The organism is Psychromonas marina, assembly GCF_030161115.1.
In the GTDB taxonomy this organism is placed as follows: Bacteria; Pseudomonadota; Gammaproteobacteria; order Enterobacterales; family Psychromonadaceae; genus Psychromonas; species Psychromonas marina.
This window is the reverse complement of the sequence record NZ_BSPQ01000002.1, coordinates 340,744-364,157: the sequence shown is the minus strand read 5'-3', so window position 1 is coordinate 364,157 and position 23,414 is coordinate 340,744. Positions and strand designations below refer to the sequence as shown.

Below are 23,414 nucleotides of genomic sequence, written 5' to 3'. Positions count from 1 at the left end.
ATGTAAGCCATTCACACAATAATAACATGGTAATATCATTTTTTAATAAATAACATTTAATAACAATATGTTGAAGGATTAACATGAACAAAAAAACAACAGCGACACTGCGTCTACTGCCTCTCTGTATCGCGTCAATATTAGCAACACAAGCCAACGCAAGTAACCATAGCTACGATGCTCGCTCACAAGCAATGGGAGGAGTAGGTGCAAGTACATCACACTACCTAACAGCATCTTTTCATAATCCCGCATTAGCTGCTCGCTATGATGAAAGCGATGATGTCGCACTGCTTATCCCTTCTATTGGTATCAATGCGAGCGATCCAACAGATACAATTGAAAATATAGAAGATTTCTCAGATATTTATGATAATTTTCTAGATGCTCAAACTATCGATAATGCACAGGGTGTTGTAGATCAACTAGAAGTAATACAGGGTAATTACGCACAAGTGCAAGTTGGGACTCAACTCGCCATTGCAATACCTAACAAAATTGTTTCTGTTAATCTATTTTTTCAAGCCTATGCAGATTTGTTAGTCTTTGCAGATATTGCAAGCGCAGATCTCGATCCTAATAATATCCTTAACCAAGCTTTAAGCTCGCAAGCTTTAACGATGGGCGTTATTGTCTCAGAATTCGGTATCAATTTAGCCAAATCTTATAAACTTGCTTCCTCAGAAATCTATTACGGTATTTCACCTAAATACCAGACAGTCAATACAATCAATTATGTCAGCAGCATTGATAACTTTGAGTTTGATGATTGGGATGATGATCGTTATCAAAATGAACAAGGGAATATGAATGTTGACCTAGGTTTAGCCTATCAACATGATGCGGGTTATGGTTTTGGCTTAGTGGGTAAAAACCTAATCAAAAGTACCTATGACACAGAAATGATTAGTGGCATTCAAGGTCAATATGAGATCAGCCCAACCTATACCGTGAGTGCAAATTATCAGAATGGTTACATCGTTGCAGCCGTTGACCTGCAATTAAATGAGTCACAAGGTTACAGTAAGCTAAACGGTACCGACAATGCATTTGACACTGAAGCGGATAACCGTCAACCCGTCGCAATTGGTGTTGAATTTTTGCCTTTCAACTGGATTAAAGTTCGTGCCGGATACCAAACTGATTTATCTAATAACAGCGATGATAGTATCTCGGCAGGTTTAGGTTTCTCTGCGGTAGATGTATTCAACATTGACATATCTGCTCGCTATACCGATAACAACAGCATGGGTGCCGCTATTCAAACTAGCTTTACCTTCTAAATATTACAGCAGCAGAAATTAAAAAGGCTATCTAAATAGATAGCCTAATCGTTTAATTCTTTTTACCCAGCTAACACCCCTCGTCAACAGTACCTATGATTGGTTTTTCTGAACCAGAGTTAAAGTAATAGACATAACATAAATCGCTTAAACGATAACCCTCTGCCCAAATTAATACTAATCCTCTCACATTACCAGGGTTTAGATCAGTAGGGACACCATCCACTGTTCGCTGATTACCTACACCACAATAATCATTTTTGATACAAGTTGAATTAACGCTAGTAAAAGCAATTTCTTTGCCTAAATCTAATGCGTAACGCCATGCTTTATTCCAATGCCCAGAAATATAACCATTTGTGACAGCAACATCATCACTATTTAATTTAATGGTACCGTCCTCCACGGACTCTATTTTAGCTTTAATTTCCACTAGCAAAGAGGTCGACATGACGGCTGCTTCAACGCCTTCTAACGCTGCAATACGTGCATCACGAGATAAGCTGACAAATTTAGGCACCGCAATAGCAGCAAGAATAGCGACAATAACAATAACAATGACTAGCTCAATTAAAGTAAAGCCGTTCCTTTTAAGCATCTCTCCCTCCTCTTACCCTATAAAAAATAAACATAACCAAATAAACAGAAACTTCAAAAAATAATAACTTAAAATAGTCATAATAACAGAAGGATAGTTAAATACAGTGTAGTAAAAAACAAAGATATAGGTTAAAAATAACGATAACGTTTTTTACTCACTTACGTTAATAACCAGGCATCAACACTAGCGAGTATAAACGACACCAAATTCCCTGTTATGTTGATAGCATAAGACAAATTCACTAAAAAAATTCATTCATTTATCACGCCTTCTTTTTGTAATCTTAAGTTTTACTCTCAATAGTAACCATATTTAAGTACTTGTTTTTATGTTTAATATATAAACAGTTCAATATTGATAATTAGCGCAGTTTTTCACTATTGCTGAAGATAAACATTTAAGGCAGTATCAAATAACGACCAATTAACGATTAAAATTTAACCTACTTTATATTGACATTTCCGCCACTTAGCTAATTTTAAAAGAAAATAAGAGTAATATTACAAAATCAAGGAACATTAATGAAACCAAGTGTCAAACCAGTTAACCCTAATTTTTCTTCAGGTCCTTGCACAAAGCGACCCGGCTATCATATTTCAGCGCTTAATCTAGATTCATTAGGCCGTTCACACCGCAGTGCGTTAGGTAAAGCACGCTTACAAAAAGCGATTGATGAAACCACACGTCTACTCAATTTACCTGAAGGTTATAAAGTTGGCATTGTCCCCGGCTCTGATACCGGTGCGATGGAGATGGCGATGTGGTCACTGCTAGGTCAGCGACCTGTGGATATATTCTCTTGGGAATCTTTTGGCTCAGGGTGGGTAACGGATATTACCAAGCAACTAAAACTTGAGAATACACGCTCCTTTGTCGCTGATTACGGCGATATTCCAGACTTTACTCAAGCAAATCCTGATCACGACATTATTTTCACTTGGAATGGCACAACCTCTGGGGTCAAAGTTCAAGATGCAGATTGGATCAGCGAACAACGCACCGGTTTAACCATTTGTGATGCCACCAGTGCAGTGTTTGCAATGGATATTGAATGGTCAAAGATCGATGTAGCCACCTTTAGTTGGCAAAAAGTATTGGGGGGTGAAGGTGCCCATGGCATGTTGATTTTAAGCCCACGTGCTGTTGAACGTTTACAGTCATATACGCCAGGCTGGCCGTTACCCAAAATTTTTCGATTAACGAGCAAGGGTAAGCTGATTGATGGCATATTCAAAGGTGCAACGATTAACACCCCTTCCATGTTATGTGTAGAGGACTATTTAGACGCGCTCAGTTGGATTGAAAACATTGGTGGACTAGCTGCTGCAATCTCTAAAAGCGAAGAAAATTTAGCGGTATTGGCACAATACGTCAGTGACAATGAGTGGATCGACTTCTTGGCAAGTAATGCTCAGATTCGCTCAAACACCAGTGTTTGTCTACAGCTAAAGGCGACAGATGAGCAGATCAAAACCATGATCAAATTGCTTGCCGATGAACGCGTTGCTTTTGATATAGGTGCCTATAAAGATGCACCATCAGGTCTACGAATTTGGTGTGGTGCAACGGTTGAACAAGCAGATCTTATCGCATTATTGCCATGGTTAAGCTGGGCTTATAAGCAAGCAACACAATAAATTAACAATATAAATGATCAAGTTAAATTACTTTCTGAACCGCCAAGTAACCCGGTTCCCTATTTTGCAATAGCATGGATGAAATAGAGCATAATATGAAAAAAATTAGAACTTACAATAACATCGCCGAAAAAGGCTTAAGCATTTTTGCAACCGACAACTATCAAGTCTCATCAAGCACTGAAGCACCTGATGCTATTTTATTACGCAGTCATAAGTTGCATGATGAACCTCTACCTGAATCCGTATTAGCGGTGGCACGTGCAGGAGCTGGTGTGAACAACATTCCTGTTAAACAATATACACCGCAAGGAATCGTGGTTTTTAATACACCAGGTGCCAATGCAAATGCGGTAAAAGAGCTTGTCATTGCGAGCTTATTATTAGGTTCCCGCGGTATTACGCAAAGTATGAGTTACGTTAACGGATTAGTGAATGAAACCGATAAAGCTGAGCTGCATAAAAAAGTAGAATTAGGTAAAAAACAATATGGAGGTTCTGAACTTAGCGGTAAAACCTTAGGCGTAGTCGGTTTAGGTGCTATCGGCGCCAAGATTGCTAATCTCGCTTTAGACTTAGGCATGAATGTAATTGGTTATGATCCTAAATTAAGTGTTGAAGCAGCATGGCAATTATCATCAAGAGTAAGCCGCGCGGAGAATTTAAACTCATTATTAGCGCGCTCTGATTACATCACACTGCATGTCCCTGCGATTCCTGCAACAACGGGTTTTATTAATGAAGAAGCGTTATCAGCAACCAAAGATGGCGCGAAAATTATTAACTTAGCGCGTGGTGAATTAGTCAACGAAAGCGATATTATTGCCGCCTTAGACACAGGAAAAATAAGTGCTTACATTGCTGACTTCCCAAGTGAAGCATTAATAAAGCACGACAAAGTCATTTTATTTCCACACTTAGGTGCAAGCACGGTTGAAGCAGAAGAGAATTGTTCGGTGATGGGAGCAAAACAGCTGGTTGATTTCCTTGAGAACGGCAACATCGTTAACTCGGTTAACTTTCCAACTATCTCAATGGAGCGTACCTCAGGGTATCGACTAACCTTTGCGAATGACAACGTACCTAAGGTATTAGGCACCGTATTAACCCTCTTGGCTGAATTGAACATTAACGTATTAGATATGGTCAATAAAAGCCGAGATGACATTGCTTACACAATTGTCGATGTTGAACAGCAACCAACACTCGACTTAGTTGAGCAACTATCTGCCGTTGAACATGTTTTTCATGTACGTAGCGTGTAACGAGAACTTCCCTCTTGCTAACAGGCGTGTGAGTAAGAGGTCGATATTACCAAAGCAAAGGAATAAAAGCCTTGGTGGTTTTCTGATAGGTTTTATAATCACTATAGATAAGCACTAATGCTCTCTCCTCAAATCGAGCTTTTAGTGCAAGCGTAACTACCAATAAAATCCAAGCTACGAGTTTCCACAGACTAAACTGACAAAACACCACACCTAAACCAATAAAAAATAGAGAGCAATACATCGGGTGGCGGACATAGTAATAGATGCCCGTTGTGATTAACTCGCCATTGGTTTTAGGTATTGGGCGTACGTTAAAATTACCCGGTCGATTGGCGAGTAACGCCAGCATCGCAACCAACGTACCGCTAACAATAAGTACAATACCTAAAATAGAAAAATGCAGTGTTGCGATGGGCCATGCTAAGCACGCTAATAATAAAAACTGAGCAATAACATAAACCATAATTAATGACCTTATTAAAAAATGCTACGTTTCTGGAGTATTAAGAGGTGCGTGATAGCAGATAACTTCAACACCCGCCTGTTTCGCCTGTTCAAATAATGACGCATACTTTTTATCGATATGGGCAGCAGCTTTCACGCTGCGAATACCCGAATGTAATACAGCAAAAACCAATACAGCCCGAAAGCCAAGCGCTTTCATCTCCATCAACTCTCGCAGATGCTTTTGCCCACGTACTGAAGTTGTATCAGGGAAAAAGCCTTGCCCCGCTGCAAAAGATTCATCCAATAGGGTACAACTTTTTACCTCAACATAACAATCTGGTTGATCCACAGCTGTTAATAAAAAATCGATACGGCTATTTTCACTGCCATACTTCACTTCCGCTTTAACTGTTTCGTAACCTAATAATGCCGGTATCTGTTGCGCTTCAAGTGCCTCTGCAACCATCTTATTAGCGAGTTGAGAATGGATACAGATCCAATGTCCTGTTTTAGTATGAGTTAACTCCCAAGTAAACTGATACTTACGCTTAAGGTTATCGGATTTACTAAAATAGACCTCATCTCCCGGTTCAGCACAGCCAGTCATCGCGCCCGTATTAGGACAATAGATGGTTAGTGTTTCACCATTATCTAAACGTACGTCCGCTAAAAATCGTTTATAGCGCTTTATTAACGTCGCTTTTTGTAGGTTTTTAAACATTAAATCAGTATCTTCATTAAATTATTTCTAGGTTACCATGCATTAAAGCTTTCTTTACCAGGATAAAGCCCAAAGTATTTTTCTAGATCAAGCGCTTGTTTGCAGATTGGTGCATCCCAAAACATGCCTATCTGCTGGTACCCGTTCGCTGCGATATAGGTTTCACCAAAATCATTATAAAAGCGCTCACAACTTGCAAGTTCTTTCCCTTTTTCAACACACCTATCTATTTCTTTTGCTTTAAGCGGGGCTATTTTTTGTACTCGAAAGGTTTCACATTCAGCCATCATCTGCACAGCCTGATCCCGAGTGATAGCTTCTGCCAATGCGTAATGAACATTAAAAAACAGAAATAACGCACTGGTTGTTAAAATAATTTTATTCATCGTTGCCCCCTTAAAATAAGATAGTGGTGTGAGAGAATAAAGTAACTAGGTACGGTACAGTACCTTCAACACATGCCAGCCATGTTTAGTTTTCACTAACATAGGGGTAAGAATCTCACCGGTAAAACAGGCTTTATCAAATGCAGGTACCATCTGTCCTTTTTTGAACTCACCTAAATCACCGCCTTTTTTACCCGATGGGCAACTTGAATATTTCTTAGCAAGTGCTTGGAATTTTGCGCCTTTTTTTAGCTGCGCTAAAATATCATCCGCTTGTTCTTTATGTTTTACTAAAATGTGTAGTGCTGCTGCTGTTCTTGCCATACCTGCCTCAAATTGAAAATTAAACAATTATATCACAAGCTTTAACGGTTATATCCCCGACTTTAAATAGGCAAAATCAACAATGCAGAACAAAGAGAAAAAATAATCATGGAGATGATCTAAGGCGAGGTATTAATGCATTAATTTTTTGTAAAAAGAGGGCTATATCTGTGTGTTACATGTTAGAAAGTTAACGCTAAAAATGACAACTGTTAGCGTTAACTTTGTATGATTCATGTACAAGATACTTATTGCATGTTCTTATAGATTTTTCCGTCTTTCATGATGATAGAAAAATTATTTTCAGCATCTCCAATTAAGTCAAGATCTTGAAGTGGGTTACCATTAACTAAAATAAGATCAGCGTAAGCCCCCTCTTTTATCACTCCAAGTGGCCCTTCCTGATAAGGATTACGTGGACCACTCAGCATCAATAACTCAGCATTAGTAGAGGTCACCATTTTAAGTGCTTCATAAGGGGTAAACCACTTTTTCAGCTTAGTCACCATTTTCCCTTGTTTCCCTGCAGCAATGGGGTCAAATAACATGTCAGTACCAAAGGCAATTTTAACACCCATTTTTTTGGCTAGCGCATAATTTCTACTTGTTCCATCCGTCACATCCAGCCACTTTTGGGTACTAATAGGGTTATTGAACACTAATGCATCTTCATCATTAAGTAGAGGTTGAGCACTTAACCAAACATCATTATCTTTCATCATTTGAAGGGTTTTTTTATCCATAATCAAATTGCCGTGTTCAATTGATTTCACACCCGCTTTGATCGCATTCTGAATAGATTTATCAGTAAAGATATGTGCTGCGACATAAGTATTCCAAGTCTCCGCAACCTCAACGATCGCTTTTATCTCTTCAAAAGTAAACTCCTGAACATCTAATGGATCATAAATGGAGCTTACCCCACCACCACCTGCTATCTTGATTTGTGTCGCGCCCATGCGCAATATTTCTCTACTACGTTTAGTCACTTCAGGCACACCATCAGCAATTGCTAGCAGACCAACACGCTCCCAGTAAGGTAATGAATCTCCAGGACTCGATGGCGCATCACTATAGGCACCAAAATCAAAATGACCACCCGTCTGGCTCAATGGAGGACCTGAAACAAACATACGTGGTCCGGGCACTGTTCCAGCATCAGCAAATTTTTTGACTGCAAATGAATTACCACCAATATCACGTACCGTCGTAAAGCCACGCATCAGTGTTTTCTCTGCACCTAATAAACCAGCAATAGCAACTTCAGACATATCTCCCGTCATCAGCACACTGGGTGTCGTATTCGCATAATAGGTATGCCAATGCACATCAATTAACCCTGGCATTAATACTTTTCCTTTTGCATCAATAACTGTGCTGCCTGTTGGCGCTTCAATAGTTGCTGCTATTTTAGTTATTTTATTACCCTCAACTAAAACACTCATATCTTTAGCAAGTGCCTCATTTACACCATCAAATATATTGGCGTGAGTAAAAAGTATGCTGTTAACCGGTACTTTCTGTTGTGCTATGGAGGGGGTTGCGATAACAAAACTCAAAAGTATAGTGGAAGCAATATTTGTTAAATATGACATTATTATTCCTTTACATAATGATAAATTAGGAAAATGATTCAGAAATATAAAATGTAGTTGAAGGTTGGCAGCTTAGCAACTATGAAAGCACGGAATAATAGCTAACTTACCCCGTGACAATATGAACGTAAGTTAATGTTACAAAGGAGATACAGGAGCTAAATATAGCCCCTGTTAATGGACTGCTAATCGATGGCTAATGTCTTCGATTGATCAAACCTTAAATTGGTTTAGTTGTGTGTCCTGCTCCTTTACTTGCTGCTTCATTAATTTCGCATATTGTGCCTGCTGTTGAGCACCATTAGACACGTCTTGGCTGATATCTCGAATGTTAGTAGTATTTTGATTTATCTCTTCAGAGGTTCTTGATTGCTGCTCGGCAGCAGACGCAATTTGTAGGTTCATATCGTTAATCTGCATAATGGCATCACGAATGGTATCTAATGCATCATTGGCTTTGCTGGCTTCTTCTGCCGTTGTCATTGCGACTTCCCTACTCTCCTTAATGTTATTCTCTGCATAGCGTACACCAGCCTGTAGCTGTTCAATCATCAATTTTATTTCACTTGTCGACTCTTGTGTACGCGATGCTAACGAGCGAACTTCATCGGCAACGACAGCAAAACCACGACCAGACTCTCCTGCTCGTGCGGCTTCAATGGCAGCATTAAGCGCGAGTAGATTCGTTTGCTCAGCAATTGCAGTAATGACCGTTAATATTGATTCGATATTATTACTAAAGTTAGCTAACTCAACAACAGATTCGACGGCTGTCTCCATTTGAACGGCTAAATTATTAATTGAATCCGTCGCATTAGAGACGATGGCAACACCAGTAGCTGTTTCTTGACCAGCAGTCGTTGCTGATTGAGCTGCAACTTGCGCATTATTGGCAACCTCAACAGCACTCGAAGCCATCTCATTCATTGCAGTTGCAAGCTGATCTAATTCAGAAAGTTGTTGAACTAGTTCAGATGATGCCTTTTCAGATTCATTACTGACGTTCTCATTACTTTGATAAACGTCAGAGGCAAGTTTTTTCACATTAGTGATCGTGCCCTGTAAATTAGCAATAAAAACATTAAATTGTCGTGCAACATCCCCAAACTCATCGGTTGATGTAATAGGTAAACGCTTAGTTAAATCACCGTTACCACTATTTATTTCGGTGAGTGATGCTGCTAAGCAACCAATTGGTTGTAAAATTTTCTTCATCATTGCACCTAACAATACAATACTGATTAAAACACTTAATATTCCGCCAATTACATTTTTAAAGCCCATTGCATTAGCGTCTGCCATGACAATACTTTCTTGAACAACAACACCAATATACCAATCCATGCCACGCAAATCTTTGAGCGCTGTAAAACTAACCCACAGCGTTTCACCATCAACCTGGATCTCTTGTACTTGTTTATTCATTGAGGGGCTAACGCCAGCAAACAATTGATTGTAATTTTTATTATTGTTCTCAATCTTGGGGTGGCTAATAATGTTGCCATCTTTTGCTAATAAGAATGCATAACCCGCATCATCAAAAGTAAGTGTATTGAGTGCATCTGACACTACTTTTAAACTAAGATCACCACCAAAAGCACCTTTGAATTGACCACCATCGGTAAGTGGAGCAACCACTGAAATAATAATCTCATCAGTTACAGGGTCAGTATAGGGTTCAGTGATAGTCGCTCGATGAGAGGTCTCGGCAACATGATACCAAGGTCTTGTGCGTGCATCCCAACCCGTGCTATCCCAAGTGGGATCGTTTGATATAGCAATACCATCGGTTTCTAAGCCACCAAATAGCAGGATAAATTGATCTTTTAATACCGGAGCATTAAATGTATTTTGTATATTTGAACGACTTGTATTGTTATCAAGGTTCTGTGAAATTAAATCAATAACCTCAATCTTGCTATTTAACCAATTTGTTACTTGTTGTGCTAGAGCATCACTTGACTCTTCGATTGAATGACTTGAGTGTTGGCGTAAATTGTCTGTCATCTCTCGATATTGAAAAAATGAAAGCATGCTGATAGCCAATACTAATACCAACGATGTTCCCAAAACTACTTTTACTGCAACTTTCATCTACTTTCCTAAAGTGATTACCTATCAAGGTAATTTAAAACTAAATTATACTGTTCGTACTCTTTCCATCGTTAAAGCTAGTTAAAATAACACTACTTATTAAGGTTTCATAAAAACAATTAATGAGAAATTAAAGTGTTATTTATTAATTAGTTGTCATGGATTTGTACAATATTCATAAAGCAGGATAATAACCTTTTTGTAACAAAATGTAAGCGGAAAATGTAGATAATAATAAAAAACCTTTATTTTGCTAAGGATTTAGGAAAATGTCAGTACATAAAAAAGACGACACGATAGTCGTCTTAGCAATATGACTCATTTACGGTGCATAAACACGTTGAATTAAATGTAAGAATTTTACGGGTGATGAGAAATTTGGCTTGATAGAGATAATAACAATTACACTACTTTAACACTTACATCTTCCATTAAGGCGAGGTTTTTAAGTGTTTGTTGTTTATTTCCTGCATGAAAATTCATTTATAAAAAAGGCGTCAATTGCAATTAACTAATTACAAAATTAAGAACGCGTTATAGAGGAATTTATACCGATTACATTAATTATGTGATCTAAATTATGCGCAGGAAAATCGGCTTAATTCAAGGCGTAAGTTGACGCAAATGGTTGTTCCCTTTGCGAAACTTACAACGCAGAAGTAAGTTGTTTTAACTAGTAAAATAGATCAGCTATTTACTGTAATTGGTATTAACCGGCAATAATGAGCAAGTCTTCATGAAAACGATTTAACAAGCCGGCTTTTTAGATAAAAAAAAGCGACCCGAGGGTCGCCTTAAGAGGTTCAGTAATATATTAGCGATTAATCAGCAACAGGATATTTAATGTCTGCATTTGCCATTAATTGTGTCACTAACGATTGATAAGTTTCATCAGAGCTAGAACGCGTTAACATAGTTTCAATTTGTGTTTTCGCTTCATCATTAACTGCATCAGCATCAATCACTTTTGATAGCTCAATCACAGCGATATCACCAGTGCTTGATGTCACCAACTGGCGAGAAACTTGTCCTTCTGCAGGTTTTGCAAGTTTAAATAACTGCTGGATAACTTGGTAATCATAGTCACGAGTGTAACGAGCAAAAGTTAAGTCGCTACTAAACGCTAACCCTTTCTCAGCTAAATCCGCTTCAATCGATTCGTTATTATCAAGTTTTGCAGTGATATCTTCAGCAAAAGTACGTGCCGACTGTTGTGCACTCTGTAGTGCAATATTATTTTTTATCTGTTCTGAAACGTCAACCAACGGTTTCACAGCAGCTTCTTTGTAATCATTAACACGCACAACAATTGCTTTAGTATCTGAAAGTTCAATAATCTCAGAGTTCATGCCTTCATCACGGAAATCTTGATCAAAAACCGTTTGTAAAAGAGAGCTGTTATCTAACACTTGAGGAACATTATCAGCAGAGAAAAAATCACTTTGCTGTACTTGTGCCGAAATAGCACCTGCAGCTTCTTCAAGATTATCAGGTGACTCAAAAGCAACTTCACTTAATTTTTGGTGTAGATCAAAGTAAAGTTCATTGGTCTTTTGCTTTTGTAATGCAATTTCAACACGCCCTTTTACTTCATCAAGCGGTAATGCTTCACTCGCATCGATACCCACTAATTTAATAATATGGTATCCAAACTGAGATTCAACAAGCTCAGAAATTGGTGAAGCTTTCGTTAAGGCAAAAGAAGCTTTATCAAAAGCAGGATCCATTACCCCAGCTTCAAACCAATCAAGTTCACCATTATTAGCGGCAGAGAAAGTATCATCAGAATTCTCAGCAGCAAGTTTAGAGAAATCAGCACCATCATTAATTTCATTCAATAGTGTTTGTGCTTTTTGTTTTGATTCTTCAGAAACACCTTGTACTAAAATATGGGCAACTTTACGGCGCTCAGCACGTTGATAATCAGAATGATGATTCTCATAATAAGCTTCGATTTCATCTTCTGACACTGAAACTTGATCAGTTAAGTCATCAGCATCTAACAACACGTAACTTACACTCACTTGTTCAAGTGCTTTGAAGAGATCACTGTTACTTTCATAATAGCTATTGATCTGTTCTTCTGTCACTGCATCACTATTTTCAAAGTCAGCACTGTTCACCATCAGTACTTTTGCAACACGCTGTTGTGCTTGTAATTGATTTGCGATGTCAACTTCCGTTGGCAGTACAAATTCACTACCCACTAACATTTGTAGCAGTTGACGACGTGCTAAATCACTTTTTAAGCTTTGGCTAAATTGTGCTGGGGTATAACTTGCACGGCGTAATAATGCTAAATATTGATCGTTGTTGAATTTACCGTCAACTTGAAACTCTTGCATATTACGAATTTCATCTTTAACTTGCTCATCACCAACACGTAATCCCATCTCATCGATAGCTTGTGCTATTAATGCATCTGTAATTAGGCCTTGCGTTGCTTGTGCACGCACTTGCTGAGCAAAGTTAGGGTTTGATGCTAACATTTCGAACTGCTCACCATATTGCTGTTGTAAGCTCGCACGTTGATTTTGATAAGCTTGTTCAACACTTGCTTGGCTTATTTCTTGGTCATTCACTAAAACAGCAACCGCGACATTGCTTCCACCTAAATAACTACTCACACCAGCTAAAGCAAACGATAAGATAATCACAACTAATATTATTTTAGCTGCGATTCCTTGTGAGCCTTCGCGCATTTTATCTAACATAATCTTTTCTCTATCTGTTATTACCCAAAACATATCCCTATGCGTTTGAGCAGTGTTAAGCCTCTGAAGAACTGAATAGCACCGGGCTTAAAACAAAAAAAGCGCATCATATGACGCGCTTACTAAACTATCTAGCGAACAACGTATTAAGCGTTGATAGCATCTTTTAGTGATTTACCAGCTTTGAATGCAGGTACTTTTGCTGCTTTAATTTCGATTGGCGCGCCAGTCTGAGGATTACGGCCAGTGCGAGCTGCACGATCTTTAACAGAGAAAGCACCAAAACCGATAAGTGAAACAGTATCACCTTCAACTAGTGCACCTGTTACACTTTCGATAAATGCGTCTAATGCACGGCCAGCTGCCGCTTTAGAGATATCTGCACTTTCCGCGATATTATCGATTAATTGTCCTTTGTTCATTTTTTATTCCCCATTTTTATAATAATTATGGTGTGTTCCCTAACTAGGTGAAAACACACGTTAAAACATAGTGGTGGTTAGGCTACTTTGCTATCGTGGTCGGTGCAAGTAAATTTACTAAAAACTCGACCACAACCCCCATTTTATATGGTTTATCACCTATTTTTTACTTTTTTTGTGTTGTTTTTTCAACAGAAAAGCCTTTTAAGCTTTCACACAGTGCTAACTCTAATACTTCATCAATCCAACGAACTGGTTTAATTTCAAGCTGATCTTTAATATTTGCAGGAATATCTTCTAAATCACGCGTATTTTCAAAGGGAATTAATACTGTTTTTATCCCGCCGCGACGTGCTGCTAGAAGCTTCTCTTTCAAACCACCAATCGGTAAGACTTCACCACGTAACGTAATTTCACCTGTCATCGCCACATCAGCACGCACAGGAATACCTGTTAAGCTTGAAACCAGCACGGTACACATTGCAGCCCCCGCACTTGGACCATCTTTTGGTGTCGCCCCTTCAGGCACATGAACGTGTAAATCACGTTTTTCATGGAAGTCACTATTGATGCGCCATTGCTCAGACTTCGAACGTACGACCGTCATCGCGGCTTGAATCGACTCTTTCATTACGTCGCCCAATGAGCCGGTATAGTTTAATTTACCTTTACCTGGCATTGAGGTCGCTTCGATAGTCAATAACTCACCACCCACTTCGGTGTAAGCAAGACCTGTAACTTGACCTACTTGGTTTGCATCTTCTGCTTTACCAAAGTCATAGCGACGTACACCTAAGTAATCTTTTAGATTATCGATACTAACCGCTACTTTTTTCAGTTTTTTATCTAATAAAATCTCTTTGACGACTTTACGACAAATCTTCGAAATTTCACGTTCTAGCGCACGTACACCCGCTTCACGAGTGTAATAACGCACGATACCGATAATTGCACTGTCATCGATCGTTAGCTCAGTTTCTTTTAAACCATTACGTTTAATTTGCTTGTCAGTTAAATGCTCTTTAGCAATATTCATTTTTTCATCTTCGGTATAACCCGAAAGACGAATCACTTCCATACGATCCAGTAGCGGACCAGGAATGTTCATTGAGTTTGAAGTCGCAACAAACATCACATCACTCAGGTCATAATCCACCTCAAGGTAGTGATCGTTAAAACTTGAGTTTTGCTCTGGATCTAATACTTCTAACAATGCTGAAGCGGGATCACCACGCATATCAGAGGCCATCTTATCGATTTCATCTAATAGGAACAGTGGGTTTTTAACACCCGATTTAGTCATTTTTTGAATAATTTTACCCGGTAGTGAACCGATGTAAGTACGGCGATGACCACGAATTTCCGCTTCATCACGCACGCCACCTAATGCCATACGTACGTATTTACGTCCGGTAGAGCGCGCAATCGATTGCCCTAATGAGGTTTTACCCACACCAGGAGGACCGACTAAACAAAGAATTGGCCCTTTTAGTTTGTTGATACGTGTTTGTACTGCGAGGTATTCAAGAATACGTTCTTTTACTTTCTCTAGACCGTAATGATCCGCATCTAAAATTTCTTGTGCTTTAGCGATGTTCTTTTTGACCGGAGAGCGTTTCTTCCACGGCACATTCACTAAACTTTCAATATAGGTACGAATCACACTCGCTTCTGATGACATAGGTGACATCATTTTTAATTTTTTAAGTTCACCTTCCGCTTTCTCTTTCGCTTCAGTAGACATCCCCGCGTCTTCTATCTTTTTAGCAAGTAGGTCATTCTCGTTGCTACCCTCTTCGCTTTCACCTAACTCTTTTTGGATCGCTTTCATCTGTTCGTTAAGGTAATACTCGCGTTGGCTGCGTTCCATCTGCTTTTTAACACGGCTACGAATACGCTTTTCAACTTTTAAAATGTCTTCTTCACTTTCCATCATCGCCATTAAGAACTCAAAACGTTCTGTAATCGAGGTGATCTCAAGTGCGCTCTGTTTATCATCTAAACTAAGCGGCATATGCGCTGCGATCGTATCCGCTAAGCGTTCTGCTTCATCGATACCATTCACTGAGGCTAATACTTCAGGCGGAATTTTTTTATTGAGTTTGATGTAAGATTCGAATTGCGTTAACACACTACGTAATAGTGCATCTTCCTCTTCTGTATCAACTGCTTCGCTTTCTAACAGTTCAACTTCCGAGAAGAAGTACTCTTTATTATCGATATTATTAACTAGTCGGGCACGTTGTACCCCTTCAACTAATACTTTTACCGTACCATCAGGTAATTTTAGCAATTGCAGAATATTGGCCACTGTCCCAACGTTGTATAGATCGTCCATTTTAGGATCGTCTAACGAGGCTTCAGTTTGCGCAACTAATAATACTTTCTTACCCTGCTCCATGGCAGCTTCTAAACAGTTAATCGATTTTTTACGTCCCACAAATAGTGGAATGACCATATGCGGGTACACCACAACATCACGTAGTGGTAAAACAGGCAGGGTTAATTGCAGCTCTGATTCAGTTTTCATAAATTCCCCAGAAAAATATTTACCCACGATGCAGATAAATTAAAAACACATTGAATCATTAATACTGGGGATTTTAGGATTTTTTTCAAGGTGTGAAACGAAAAAAAGGGAACTTAAAGCTCCCTTTTATAACAATTAATTACGAAATTGTTTATTTATCAGACGATACTAGCTTTTCTTGCTCATCTGCATAGATAAGTAATGGCGAAGAATCACCAGAAATCACGTTTTCATCAACCACTACTTTGGTCACATTCTCCACTGAAGGCAAATCGTACATTGTTTCCAATAATACTGATTCAACAATAGAACGTAATCCACGTGCACCGGTTTTACGGTTCATCGCTTTTTTAGCCATTGCGATTAACGCTTCATGGCGAAACTCAAGTTCAACATTTTCTAAACCAAAAAGCGCTGCATACTGTTTAGTAATTGCATTTTTTGGTGTCGTTAATATTTCAACTAATGCTTCTTCGTCAAGTTCGGTTAATGTTGCAACCACCGGTAAACGACCAATAAATTCTGGAATCAGACCATATTTAGTTAAATCTTGTGGTTCAACTTTTTTGAACGTATCACTTAATGATGCTTTTTCATCAGATGCACGCACAGTTGCACCAAAACCAATACCAGCACCTGTATCGATACGTTGTTCAATAATACTGTCTAAACCTGAGAATGCACCACCGCAGATAAACAAGATTTTAGAGGTATCAACTTGAATAAATTCTTGGTTTGGATGCTTACGTCCGCCTTGAGGAGGAATAGAAGCCACTGTCCCTTCAATCAGTTTCAGTAATGCTTGCTGCACACCTTCACCCGATACATCACGTGTAATCGACGGGTTTTCAGACTTACGCGTGATCTTATCGATTTCATCGATATAGATAATACCGCGCTGTGCTTTCTCCGGATCGTAATCACATTTTTGCAGTAGTTTTTGGATGATGTTTTCAACATCTTCACCCACGTATCCTGCTTCAGTTAAGGTCGTTGCATCAGCCATTGTAAACGGGACATCTAAAAGGCGCGCCATTGTTTCAGCCAATAATGTTTTACCACTACCAGTTGGTCCGATTAACAAAATATTACTTTTGCTTAATTCAACACCGTTTGCAACATCGCCATGTTTTAGACGTTTGTAATGGTTATATACCGCAACCGCTAACACTTTTTTTGCAGTATCTTGACCAATGACATAATCATCTAAATTAGCGCGAATTTCATGTGGTGTTGGTAATTTCTTATCTGAATTATCCGCCTCTGAAGCATTGCTGATTTCAGCTATTTCCTCTTTGATAATATCATCGCAAAGGTCAACGCATTCATTACAAATATAAACTGAAGGACCTGCGATCAGTTTTTTCACTTCATGCTGACTTTTTCCACAAAAAGAGCAATAAAGTAGGCTGTTATTATCGCCTTGTTTATCTGTCATAGTTATTTCCTTTAATTCTTATCTTCTAGCGCTTAGTTAATACTGAGTCAACAATACCATACTCTACTGCTTCAGCTGCACGCAAGAAGTTATCACGATCCGTATCTTGTGTAATGACGTCAATATCTTTACCGGTATGGAAAGCAAGTAGCTCATTCATCAACTGTTTAGTAGCGATGATCTCTTTAGCATGTATTTCGAAATCTGATGCTTGGCCTTGGAAGCCACCTAATGGTTGGTGAATCATTACTTTAGCATTAGGTAGACAATGACGCTTACCAGGTGCGCCACTTGCCAATAAGAATGCGCCCATGCTCGCGGCCATCCCCATACATACCGTGCTGACATCTGGTTTGATGAACTGCATGGTATCGTAGATTGCCATACCGGCACTGATTGAACCGCCTGGCGAGTTAATATAAATGAAAATATCTTTTTCTGGGCTTTCAGATTCTAAAAATAACAGTTGTGCTGCAATAACATTCGCCATGTGATCTTCCACAGGGCCAGTCAAAAAGATAACGCGCTCTTTTAAAAGACGAGAATATATATCATAAGAGCGCTCACCTTTTGCTGTTTGTTCTACAACCATCGGTATGAGCGCATTAGTAATTGGATCTGTATTTCCAGCAAATGGGTTTGACATGTTTTATCCTAAAATTATGTTATGAGTATTTAAATATGTAAGCAACTAAACTGAAAATGGCCCGAGTGAAACCACCCGAGCCATTAAACTTAAACTATTGCTTCAATAAAGAAAAATTATTGTGCAGCAGTTTTGTTCATCACTTCATCAAACGATTTATTCACTTCGCTTACTTTAGCTTTTTCAATGATAAAATCAACTGCTTGCTCTTCTAATGCAACATTTTCCATGTTTTGCATCATCTCTTTATTATTTTTGTAGTACTCGATCACTTCAGTTGGGTTCTCGTATGCAGATGCTGCAGACGCGATTAATGCCGTCACTTTATCTTGATCTACTTTTAGTTCAGTTGTTTTGATCACTTCACCTAGTAAAAGACCAACTTTAACGCGTTTTACAGCTTGCTCAGAGAATAGTTCAGCAGGTAGCTCAGGAAGATTGTTTGGATCCATTTGCTGTGCGTAACGCTCCATAGCTTGCTTGCGAAGTACATCAACTTCACCTTCAACTAATGCTTTTGGCACTTCAAGTTCGTTAGCTTCAACTAATGCTGTTAATACAACATCTTTTGCGCCGTTTTTAAGAACTTGAGTTAGCTCACGTTGCATGTTTGCTTTAACGTCAGTTTTAAGTGCTTCAATATCACCACTTTCTACGCCGAATTTTTTAACAAACTCTTCAGTAATTTCTGGTAAAATTTGCTCTTCAACTTTAGTTAGTTTGATTGCAAATTGTGCAGCTTTACCTTTAAGGTTTTCAGCGTGGTACTCTTCAGGGAAGTTTACATCGATAGTGAACTCAGAACCTGCTTTGTTACCTAGGATACCAGACTCGAAGCCAGGAATCATACGGCCAGAACCAAGTACGATTTGGAAGCCTTCAGCTTTGCCGCCTTCAAATAATTCACCGTCTACAGAACCTTCGAAATCAACAGTCACTTGGTTACCGTCAACTGAATCAGTTTCAACTGCATTCCATTCAGCGTGTTGCTTACGTAATGTGTCGATCATTTTATCAAGATCGGCTTCAGTTACTTCAGCAGTCTCTTTTTCAATCGTTAGCTCAGCAAGGTCATTTAATGTAACTTCTGGGTAAACTTCAAATGTTGCAGTGAAAACAAACTCTTCACCTTTCTTACGTGCTTTAGGCTCAACTTTTGGTGCGCCAGCTGGGTTTAATTTCTCAGCCATGATCGCTTCAAAAAAGTTACGTTGCATTACTTCACCAGCAACTTCGTTTTGTACTGCGCCGCCAAAACGTTTCATGATTACTGAAGCGGGTACTTTACCTGGACGGAAACCATCAACACGTTGTGTTTTTGATAATTGACGGATACGGCTTTCGAATTCTTTTTCGAATACTTCAGCAGCAACAGAGATTGTTAATGTGCGTTCTAGGCCTTGAGATGCTTCTACAGAAACTTGCATGTTTTTTCCTTTATCTATTACGTTAATTTTTTAAAATTCTTAATCTGTTGCTATTAATATGGGCAAACAAAGATTTTACAAGGGCTTAAATGAAAAAACCGCTATTTTCTTACTTTTAAGAACTGAAAATTAATCTGGTTAGTGAAATTTAAGACGCGCCATTATAGACAAGCTTTTTGTGAGAGTCGAGTTTTAGACCTCCCCCGCATCACATTTTCACCGAGGTTTATCAAATCTTTGCACTTTTCTTCTTAATCGTTGATTTATCCAGCAAAGTGAGCATTACTGTTACCTCGGTGAGTGAGTAAGCACTCTATAAAAGACAATTACAAGAATCAAATCAGGATAAATAGCATCGACTGCTAACGATCTCTCATTACAATAGTAATATCACTTAACAACTGGTGTAATATTGTTGTCAGATCAAAGTACGATGGTTTAAATTATAATATCGTCTAACAAATAATAAAAAAGGAGTATTTTAATGAAAATTGATTACCTAGAGATCCCAAGTAAAGACATGCGCGTAACAGAAGAGTTTTTCACCTCTGTATTTGGTTGGAGATTTGAAAGCTATGGGCCTGAATATATGGTTTTTTGGGGTGCAGGTATTAATGGTGGCTTTTACTTCCACCCAGATTTAACCTGTACAACAGCAACAGGCTCTATTTTACCTGTTATGTACAGTGAAAATATTACCCAAACACAAACAGCAATTGTTCAAGCTGGCGGTGAAATTGTTAAACCTCTGTTTGCTTTTCCTGGTGGGATCCGCTTCCACTTCACTGATCCAAATGGCAATGAATATGCAATCTGGTCAGATGCAAAATTACCAACGGGTATCTGTTAACAGGTAGCCAATAAGATTAAGTAGCAATAAATAATTTGCTGCTTAATCTTGATTTCAAGTCTTTCCCACTAACAATCCCACTCCCCTAATAAATAACGATTACAACACATCACATTTCTTTAAAAACGCTCGAAATACAAAACCAGTGATTTCCTGCTTATCTCTGAAAACAAAAAAACAACGTCAGTGAATGCTTTGTAGGTCGCGGCTTTAGCCCGACGATTTTCAAGCTGCGAGTGGCGTGTTGACATAAAATGTATACTGATATTTAGACCAACAGCAAATTGACGGGCTGAAGCCCGACCTACAGGGGGACCTGAATTTTTGTAGGTCGCGGCTTTAGCACGACGGTTTCAAGCTGCGAGTTGCCTGTCGGCATAAAATGTAAACGGATATTTAGACCAACAGAAATTTACGGACTGAAACCCGCCCTACAGGGGGAGCTGATGTTTTGTAGGTCGCGGCTTTAGCCCGACGATTTTCAACCTTCAAGTTACGTGTTGGCATAAAATGTAAACTGATCTTTAGACCAACTGCAAATTGACGGGCTGAAGCCCGACCTACTGGGGGAGCTGAATGTTTTGTAGGTCGCGGCTTTAGCCCGACGGTTTCAAGCTTCGAGCTGTTAGTTGCGTGTCAGCATAAATGTAAATTGAACTTTAGAACAACAGAAATTGACGGACTGAAGCCCGACCTACAGGGGGAGCTGAATGTTTTGTAGGTCGCGGCTTTAGCACGACGGTTTCAAGCTGCGAGTTGCCTGTCGGCATAAAATGTAAACGGATATTTAGACCAACAGCAAATTGACGGGCTGAAGCCCGACCTACAGGGACAGCTGAATGTTTTGTCGATCGCGGCTTTAGCACGATGATTTTCAAGTTGTGAACGGCGTGTCGACATAAAATGTAAACAGACCTTTAGACCAACAGAAATTGACGGGCTGAACCCCGACCTACAGGGAACTGAACGTTTTGTAGGTCGCGGCTTTAGCCCGACGGTTTTCAAACTGCGTGTTGGTATAAAATGTAAACTGATCTGTAGGTCAACAGGAATTGACGGGCTGAAGCCCGACCTACAGGGGGGCTGAATATTTTGTAGGGCGCGGCTTTAGGCTAACGGAGAGTCACTCAATTAGACAAGATTAAAAAATCCTTGAATACCCGAGAACACGATTTGAGCACCGATTGCCGATACAAATAAACCGGTGATTTTAGGCAAAATCTCTAATCCTTGCTTACCCATAAGCTGTTGTAATTTATTTGAAACAAGCAGTACACCCGCCATAGAAACAACCGCAGCAAGCAGAGAAAGTGTCACTAAAAAAGTATTAAAAGGGCCTGTCATTTCAGCCCCCATCACCATCAAAACACCGATCATACCGGGTCCAACAATACATGGGATGGCTAGAGGGACAATAGCAAAGTCTTGACGACTAAAATCGCTACCTTTTGCCTCACTTGTCTCAACATCAGTTCCACCGCGAATCATATCTAACGCGCTCAAGAACAATACGGTACCAGCACCAATTTTAAAGGCATCCAAGGTGATACCAAACAAGGTGAAGATATATTTACCAAACAATAAAAAGACCACACCAGATATCATCACAGCGATACTAACTCTTAAAATAACATCCTTTTTTTCGGGCTTAGTCAGCTTTTTTGACATAGTCAGAAACACTGACAATGCAAAGAAAGGCGTCATCATAAAGAATATTTTTAAGTACAGTGTAAAAAATTGTTCAACCATCGCTTGCTCTCACTTCAGGTAATAGATCAACACCACTCATTTGAGGAAATACCATTATGTTGGTTAAATTCCATTGATATAAATTGGCGTCAATAAAAAAACGCGAGATTAACATAGATTTTTAATAATACGCATCAAAAAAACAGCGTATTTTACTGACAAATATAATTGTTTTTTGCCTGTAATAATTTTTGCAGTTCAAGGGGCGCTAATTCAACCTCTAAACCTCGCTTACCAGCGCTTACAAAAATAGTCTCAGCTTCAAATGCACTATTATTTATCACTGTTTTTAGACGCTTTTTCTGTCCTAATGGGCTAACCCCACCCAATACATAACCTGTGGATCGTAAAACGTCCTCCGTATTGGCCATCTGTGCTTTTTTGGCTGAAAATGTTTTTGCTACCAACTTCATACTCAGCTTTTCTGCTACCGGTAAAATGGCAACCACTAACTCACTATTATCAAGCGCAACAACTAAGGTTTTAAATACCAAATGATGTTCGACGCCCAGCTTTTCAGCAGCTTCTAATCCATAAGATTCACTGTTTTTATCGTGGCTATACTCGTGTACGGTAAAGGCAATTTTCTGTTTTTTTAATAATTTTGTTGCTGGGGTCATAAAACACTCTCTGGATAAACATGTCGAAAACTGTCAGCTTTATTAATACTTTATAACTCTTTCTCATATCGGCTAGCTACCGCATCATCTACCTGTTTGATAAATTGCTCATCAGCGCCACTATTTTCTGCAATCTCTTTGCCAAAGGAAACCTTGATTGGCTCAGGCCAAGTTGCACTTTCCCAAAGTTGACTGCGTAATAACGCTTTTGCACAATGAAAATAGGCATCTTGTACCGTTATTTCCAATGCTAGTAACGCATTATGAGAATTTGAGGCTAGCTTTTTACATAATAGTTCACCTGATAACAGTCGGCATTCTCCATGGACACGCAATGTTTCCATACTACCCGGTACCATAAAATAAAGCGCAACCTGCTGATTTTGTAAAATATTAGTTAGTGAAAAGGCGAGCTTATTACCACGTAATTCGGGAATCAGTAACCGCCCTTTCTGATCTACCTTAACAAAACCCGGTTTATCCCCCTTCGGAGAGATAGTAGGAAAACCATGTTGATCCACCGTTGATAACATTAACAAAGGCGATTTTTCAATAAAGGCGAGCATGCGGGCATTCAAAAAATTATAAATTTTCTTACTCGTCATTGGGTTCGCGACACCTATCACTTTTCGTAATTGCGCCTCTGTTGTTATCTCATTCAT

Annotated in this window: 20 protein-coding genes; 4 read left to right on the top strand and 16 right to left on the bottom strand. The window is 39.1% G+C overall.

Annotated features, from left to right (window positions below):
• The first annotated feature begins 83 nt into the window (after positions 1-83).
• Positions 84-1,283: a conjugal transfer protein TraF gene (locus QQK09_RS05755; protein WP_284203158.1), complete on the top strand. Its 1,200-nt coding sequence runs from the start codon at positions 84-86 to the stop codon at positions 1,281-1,283.
• 70 nt (positions 1,284-1,353) lie between these two features.
• On the opposite strand, the gene QQK09_RS05750 is transcribed toward QQK09_RS05755, so the two are convergent.
• The gene (locus QQK09_RS05750) at positions 1,354-1,881 is read right to left on the bottom strand and encodes a prepilin-type N-terminal cleavage/methylation domain-containing protein (protein WP_284203157.1); all 528 of its coding nucleotides are present in this window, start codon (positions 1,879-1,881) and stop codon (positions 1,354-1,356) included.
• Positions 1,882-2,405: 524 nt separating this feature from the next.
• Between QQK09_RS05750 and QQK09_RS05745 the strand changes: the two genes are divergently transcribed.
• Both QQK09_RS05745 and QQK09_RS05740 read left to right on the top strand, forming a co-directional pair.
• Entirely contained in the window at positions 2,406-3,521 is a 1,116-nt protein-coding gene (locus QQK09_RS05745) for a phosphoserine transaminase (RefSeq protein ID WP_284203156.1), read from the top strand.
• Positions 3,522-3,616: 95 nt separating this feature from the next.
• Positions 3,617-4,786 (top strand): 3-phosphoglycerate dehydrogenase family protein, encoded by a 1,170-nt coding sequence (locus tag QQK09_RS05740; RefSeq protein ID WP_284203155.1) that lies wholly within the window; start codon positions 3,617-3,619, stop codon positions 4,784-4,786.
• 46 nt (positions 4,787-4,832) lie between these two features.
• Here QQK09_RS05740 and QQK09_RS05735 read toward each other — a convergent pair whose 3' ends face one another.
• The 12 genes from QQK09_RS05735 to tig all read right to left on the bottom strand — a co-directional run bounded on the left by QQK09_RS05735 (position 4,833) and on the right by tig (position 19,533).
• A complete protein-coding gene (locus QQK09_RS05735; protein WP_284203154.1) occupies positions 4,833-5,252 on the bottom strand; it encodes a methyltransferase family protein in 420 nt (139 codons plus the stop codon).
• 24 nt (positions 5,253-5,276) lie between these two features.
• A complete protein-coding gene (gene sfsA, locus QQK09_RS05730) occupies positions 5,277-5,957 on the bottom strand; it encodes a DNA/RNA nuclease SfsA (RefSeq protein WP_284203153.1) in 681 nt (226 codons plus the stop codon).
• A gap of 32 nt (positions 5,958-5,989) precedes the next feature.
• The gene (locus QQK09_RS05725) at positions 5,990-6,343 is read right to left on the bottom strand and encodes a hypothetical protein (protein WP_284203152.1); all 354 of its coding nucleotides are present in this window, start codon (positions 6,341-6,343) and stop codon (positions 5,990-5,992) included.
• A gap of 45 nt (positions 6,344-6,388) precedes the next feature.
• Positions 6,389-6,667 (bottom strand): peptidylprolyl isomerase, encoded by a 279-nt coding sequence (locus tag QQK09_RS05720; protein WP_284203150.1) that lies wholly within the window; start codon positions 6,665-6,667, stop codon positions 6,389-6,391.
• A gap of 248 nt (positions 6,668-6,915) precedes the next feature.
• Entirely contained in the window at positions 6,916-8,262 is a 1,347-nt protein-coding gene (locus QQK09_RS05715) for a metal-dependent hydrolase family protein (protein ID WP_284203149.1), read from the bottom strand.
• A gap of 213 nt (positions 8,263-8,475) precedes the next feature.
• Positions 8,476-10,356: a methyl-accepting chemotaxis protein gene (locus tag QQK09_RS05710; RefSeq protein ID WP_284203148.1), complete on the bottom strand. Its 1,881-nt coding sequence runs from the start codon at positions 10,354-10,356 to the stop codon at positions 8,476-8,478.
• Between the two features lie 821 nt (positions 10,357-11,177).
• Entirely contained in the window at positions 11,178-13,070 is a 1,893-nt protein-coding gene (locus QQK09_RS05705; RefSeq protein WP_284203147.1) for a SurA N-terminal domain-containing protein, read from the bottom strand.
• Positions 13,071-13,216: 146 nt separating this feature from the next.
• Complete coding sequence (locus QQK09_RS05700) at positions 13,217-13,492, bottom strand: HU family DNA-binding protein (protein WP_101081394.1); 276 nt, start codon at positions 13,490-13,492, stop codon at positions 13,217-13,219.
• A 166-nt stretch (positions 13,493-13,658) separates the two neighbouring features.
• The gene (gene lon / locus QQK09_RS05695) at positions 13,659-16,022 is read right to left on the bottom strand and encodes an endopeptidase La (protein WP_284203146.1); all 2,364 of its coding nucleotides are present in this window, start codon (positions 16,020-16,022) and stop codon (positions 13,659-13,661) included.
• A gap of 151 nt (positions 16,023-16,173) precedes the next feature.
• A complete protein-coding gene (gene clpX / locus QQK09_RS05690) occupies positions 16,174-17,460 on the bottom strand; it encodes an ATP-dependent protease ATP-binding subunit ClpX (protein ID WP_284203145.1) in 1,287 nt (428 codons plus the stop codon).
• Positions 17,461-17,485: 25 nt separating this feature from the next.
• Entirely contained in the window at positions 17,486-18,106 is a 621-nt protein-coding gene (clpP, locus tag QQK09_RS05685; RefSeq protein ID WP_284203144.1) for an ATP-dependent Clp endopeptidase proteolytic subunit ClpP, read from the bottom strand.
• Between the two features lie 116 nt (positions 18,107-18,222).
• A complete protein-coding gene (gene tig, locus QQK09_RS05680) occupies positions 18,223-19,533 on the bottom strand; it encodes a trigger factor (protein ID WP_284203143.1) in 1,311 nt (436 codons plus the stop codon).
• Between the two features lie 484 nt (positions 19,534-20,017).
• Between tig and QQK09_RS05675 the strand changes: the two genes are divergently transcribed.
• Positions 20,018-20,383 carry a VOC family protein gene (locus QQK09_RS05675; protein ID WP_284203142.1) on the top strand — a complete coding sequence of 122 codons (366 nt, stop codon included), beginning with the start codon at positions 20,018-20,020 and terminating at the stop codon, positions 20,381-20,383.
• Between the two features lie 1,131 nt (positions 20,384-21,514).
• Here the strand turns inward: QQK09_RS05675 and QQK09_RS05670 are convergent.
• From QQK09_RS05670 to QQK09_RS05660, 3 genes are all read right to left on the bottom strand, one after another.
• Positions 21,515-22,132: a MarC family protein gene (locus tag QQK09_RS05670; protein ID WP_284203141.1), complete on the bottom strand. Its 618-nt coding sequence runs from the start codon at positions 22,130-22,132 to the stop codon at positions 21,515-21,517.
• A gap of 152 nt (positions 22,133-22,284) precedes the next feature.
• Entirely contained in the window at positions 22,285-22,752 is a 468-nt protein-coding gene (ybaK, locus tag QQK09_RS05665; RefSeq protein WP_284203140.1) for a Cys-tRNA(Pro) deacylase, read from the bottom strand.
• Between the two features lie 50 nt (positions 22,753-22,802).
• A complete protein-coding gene (locus tag QQK09_RS05660; protein ID WP_284203139.1) occupies positions 22,803-23,414 on the bottom strand; it encodes an MSMEG_1061 family FMN-dependent PPOX-type flavoprotein in 612 nt (203 codons plus the stop codon).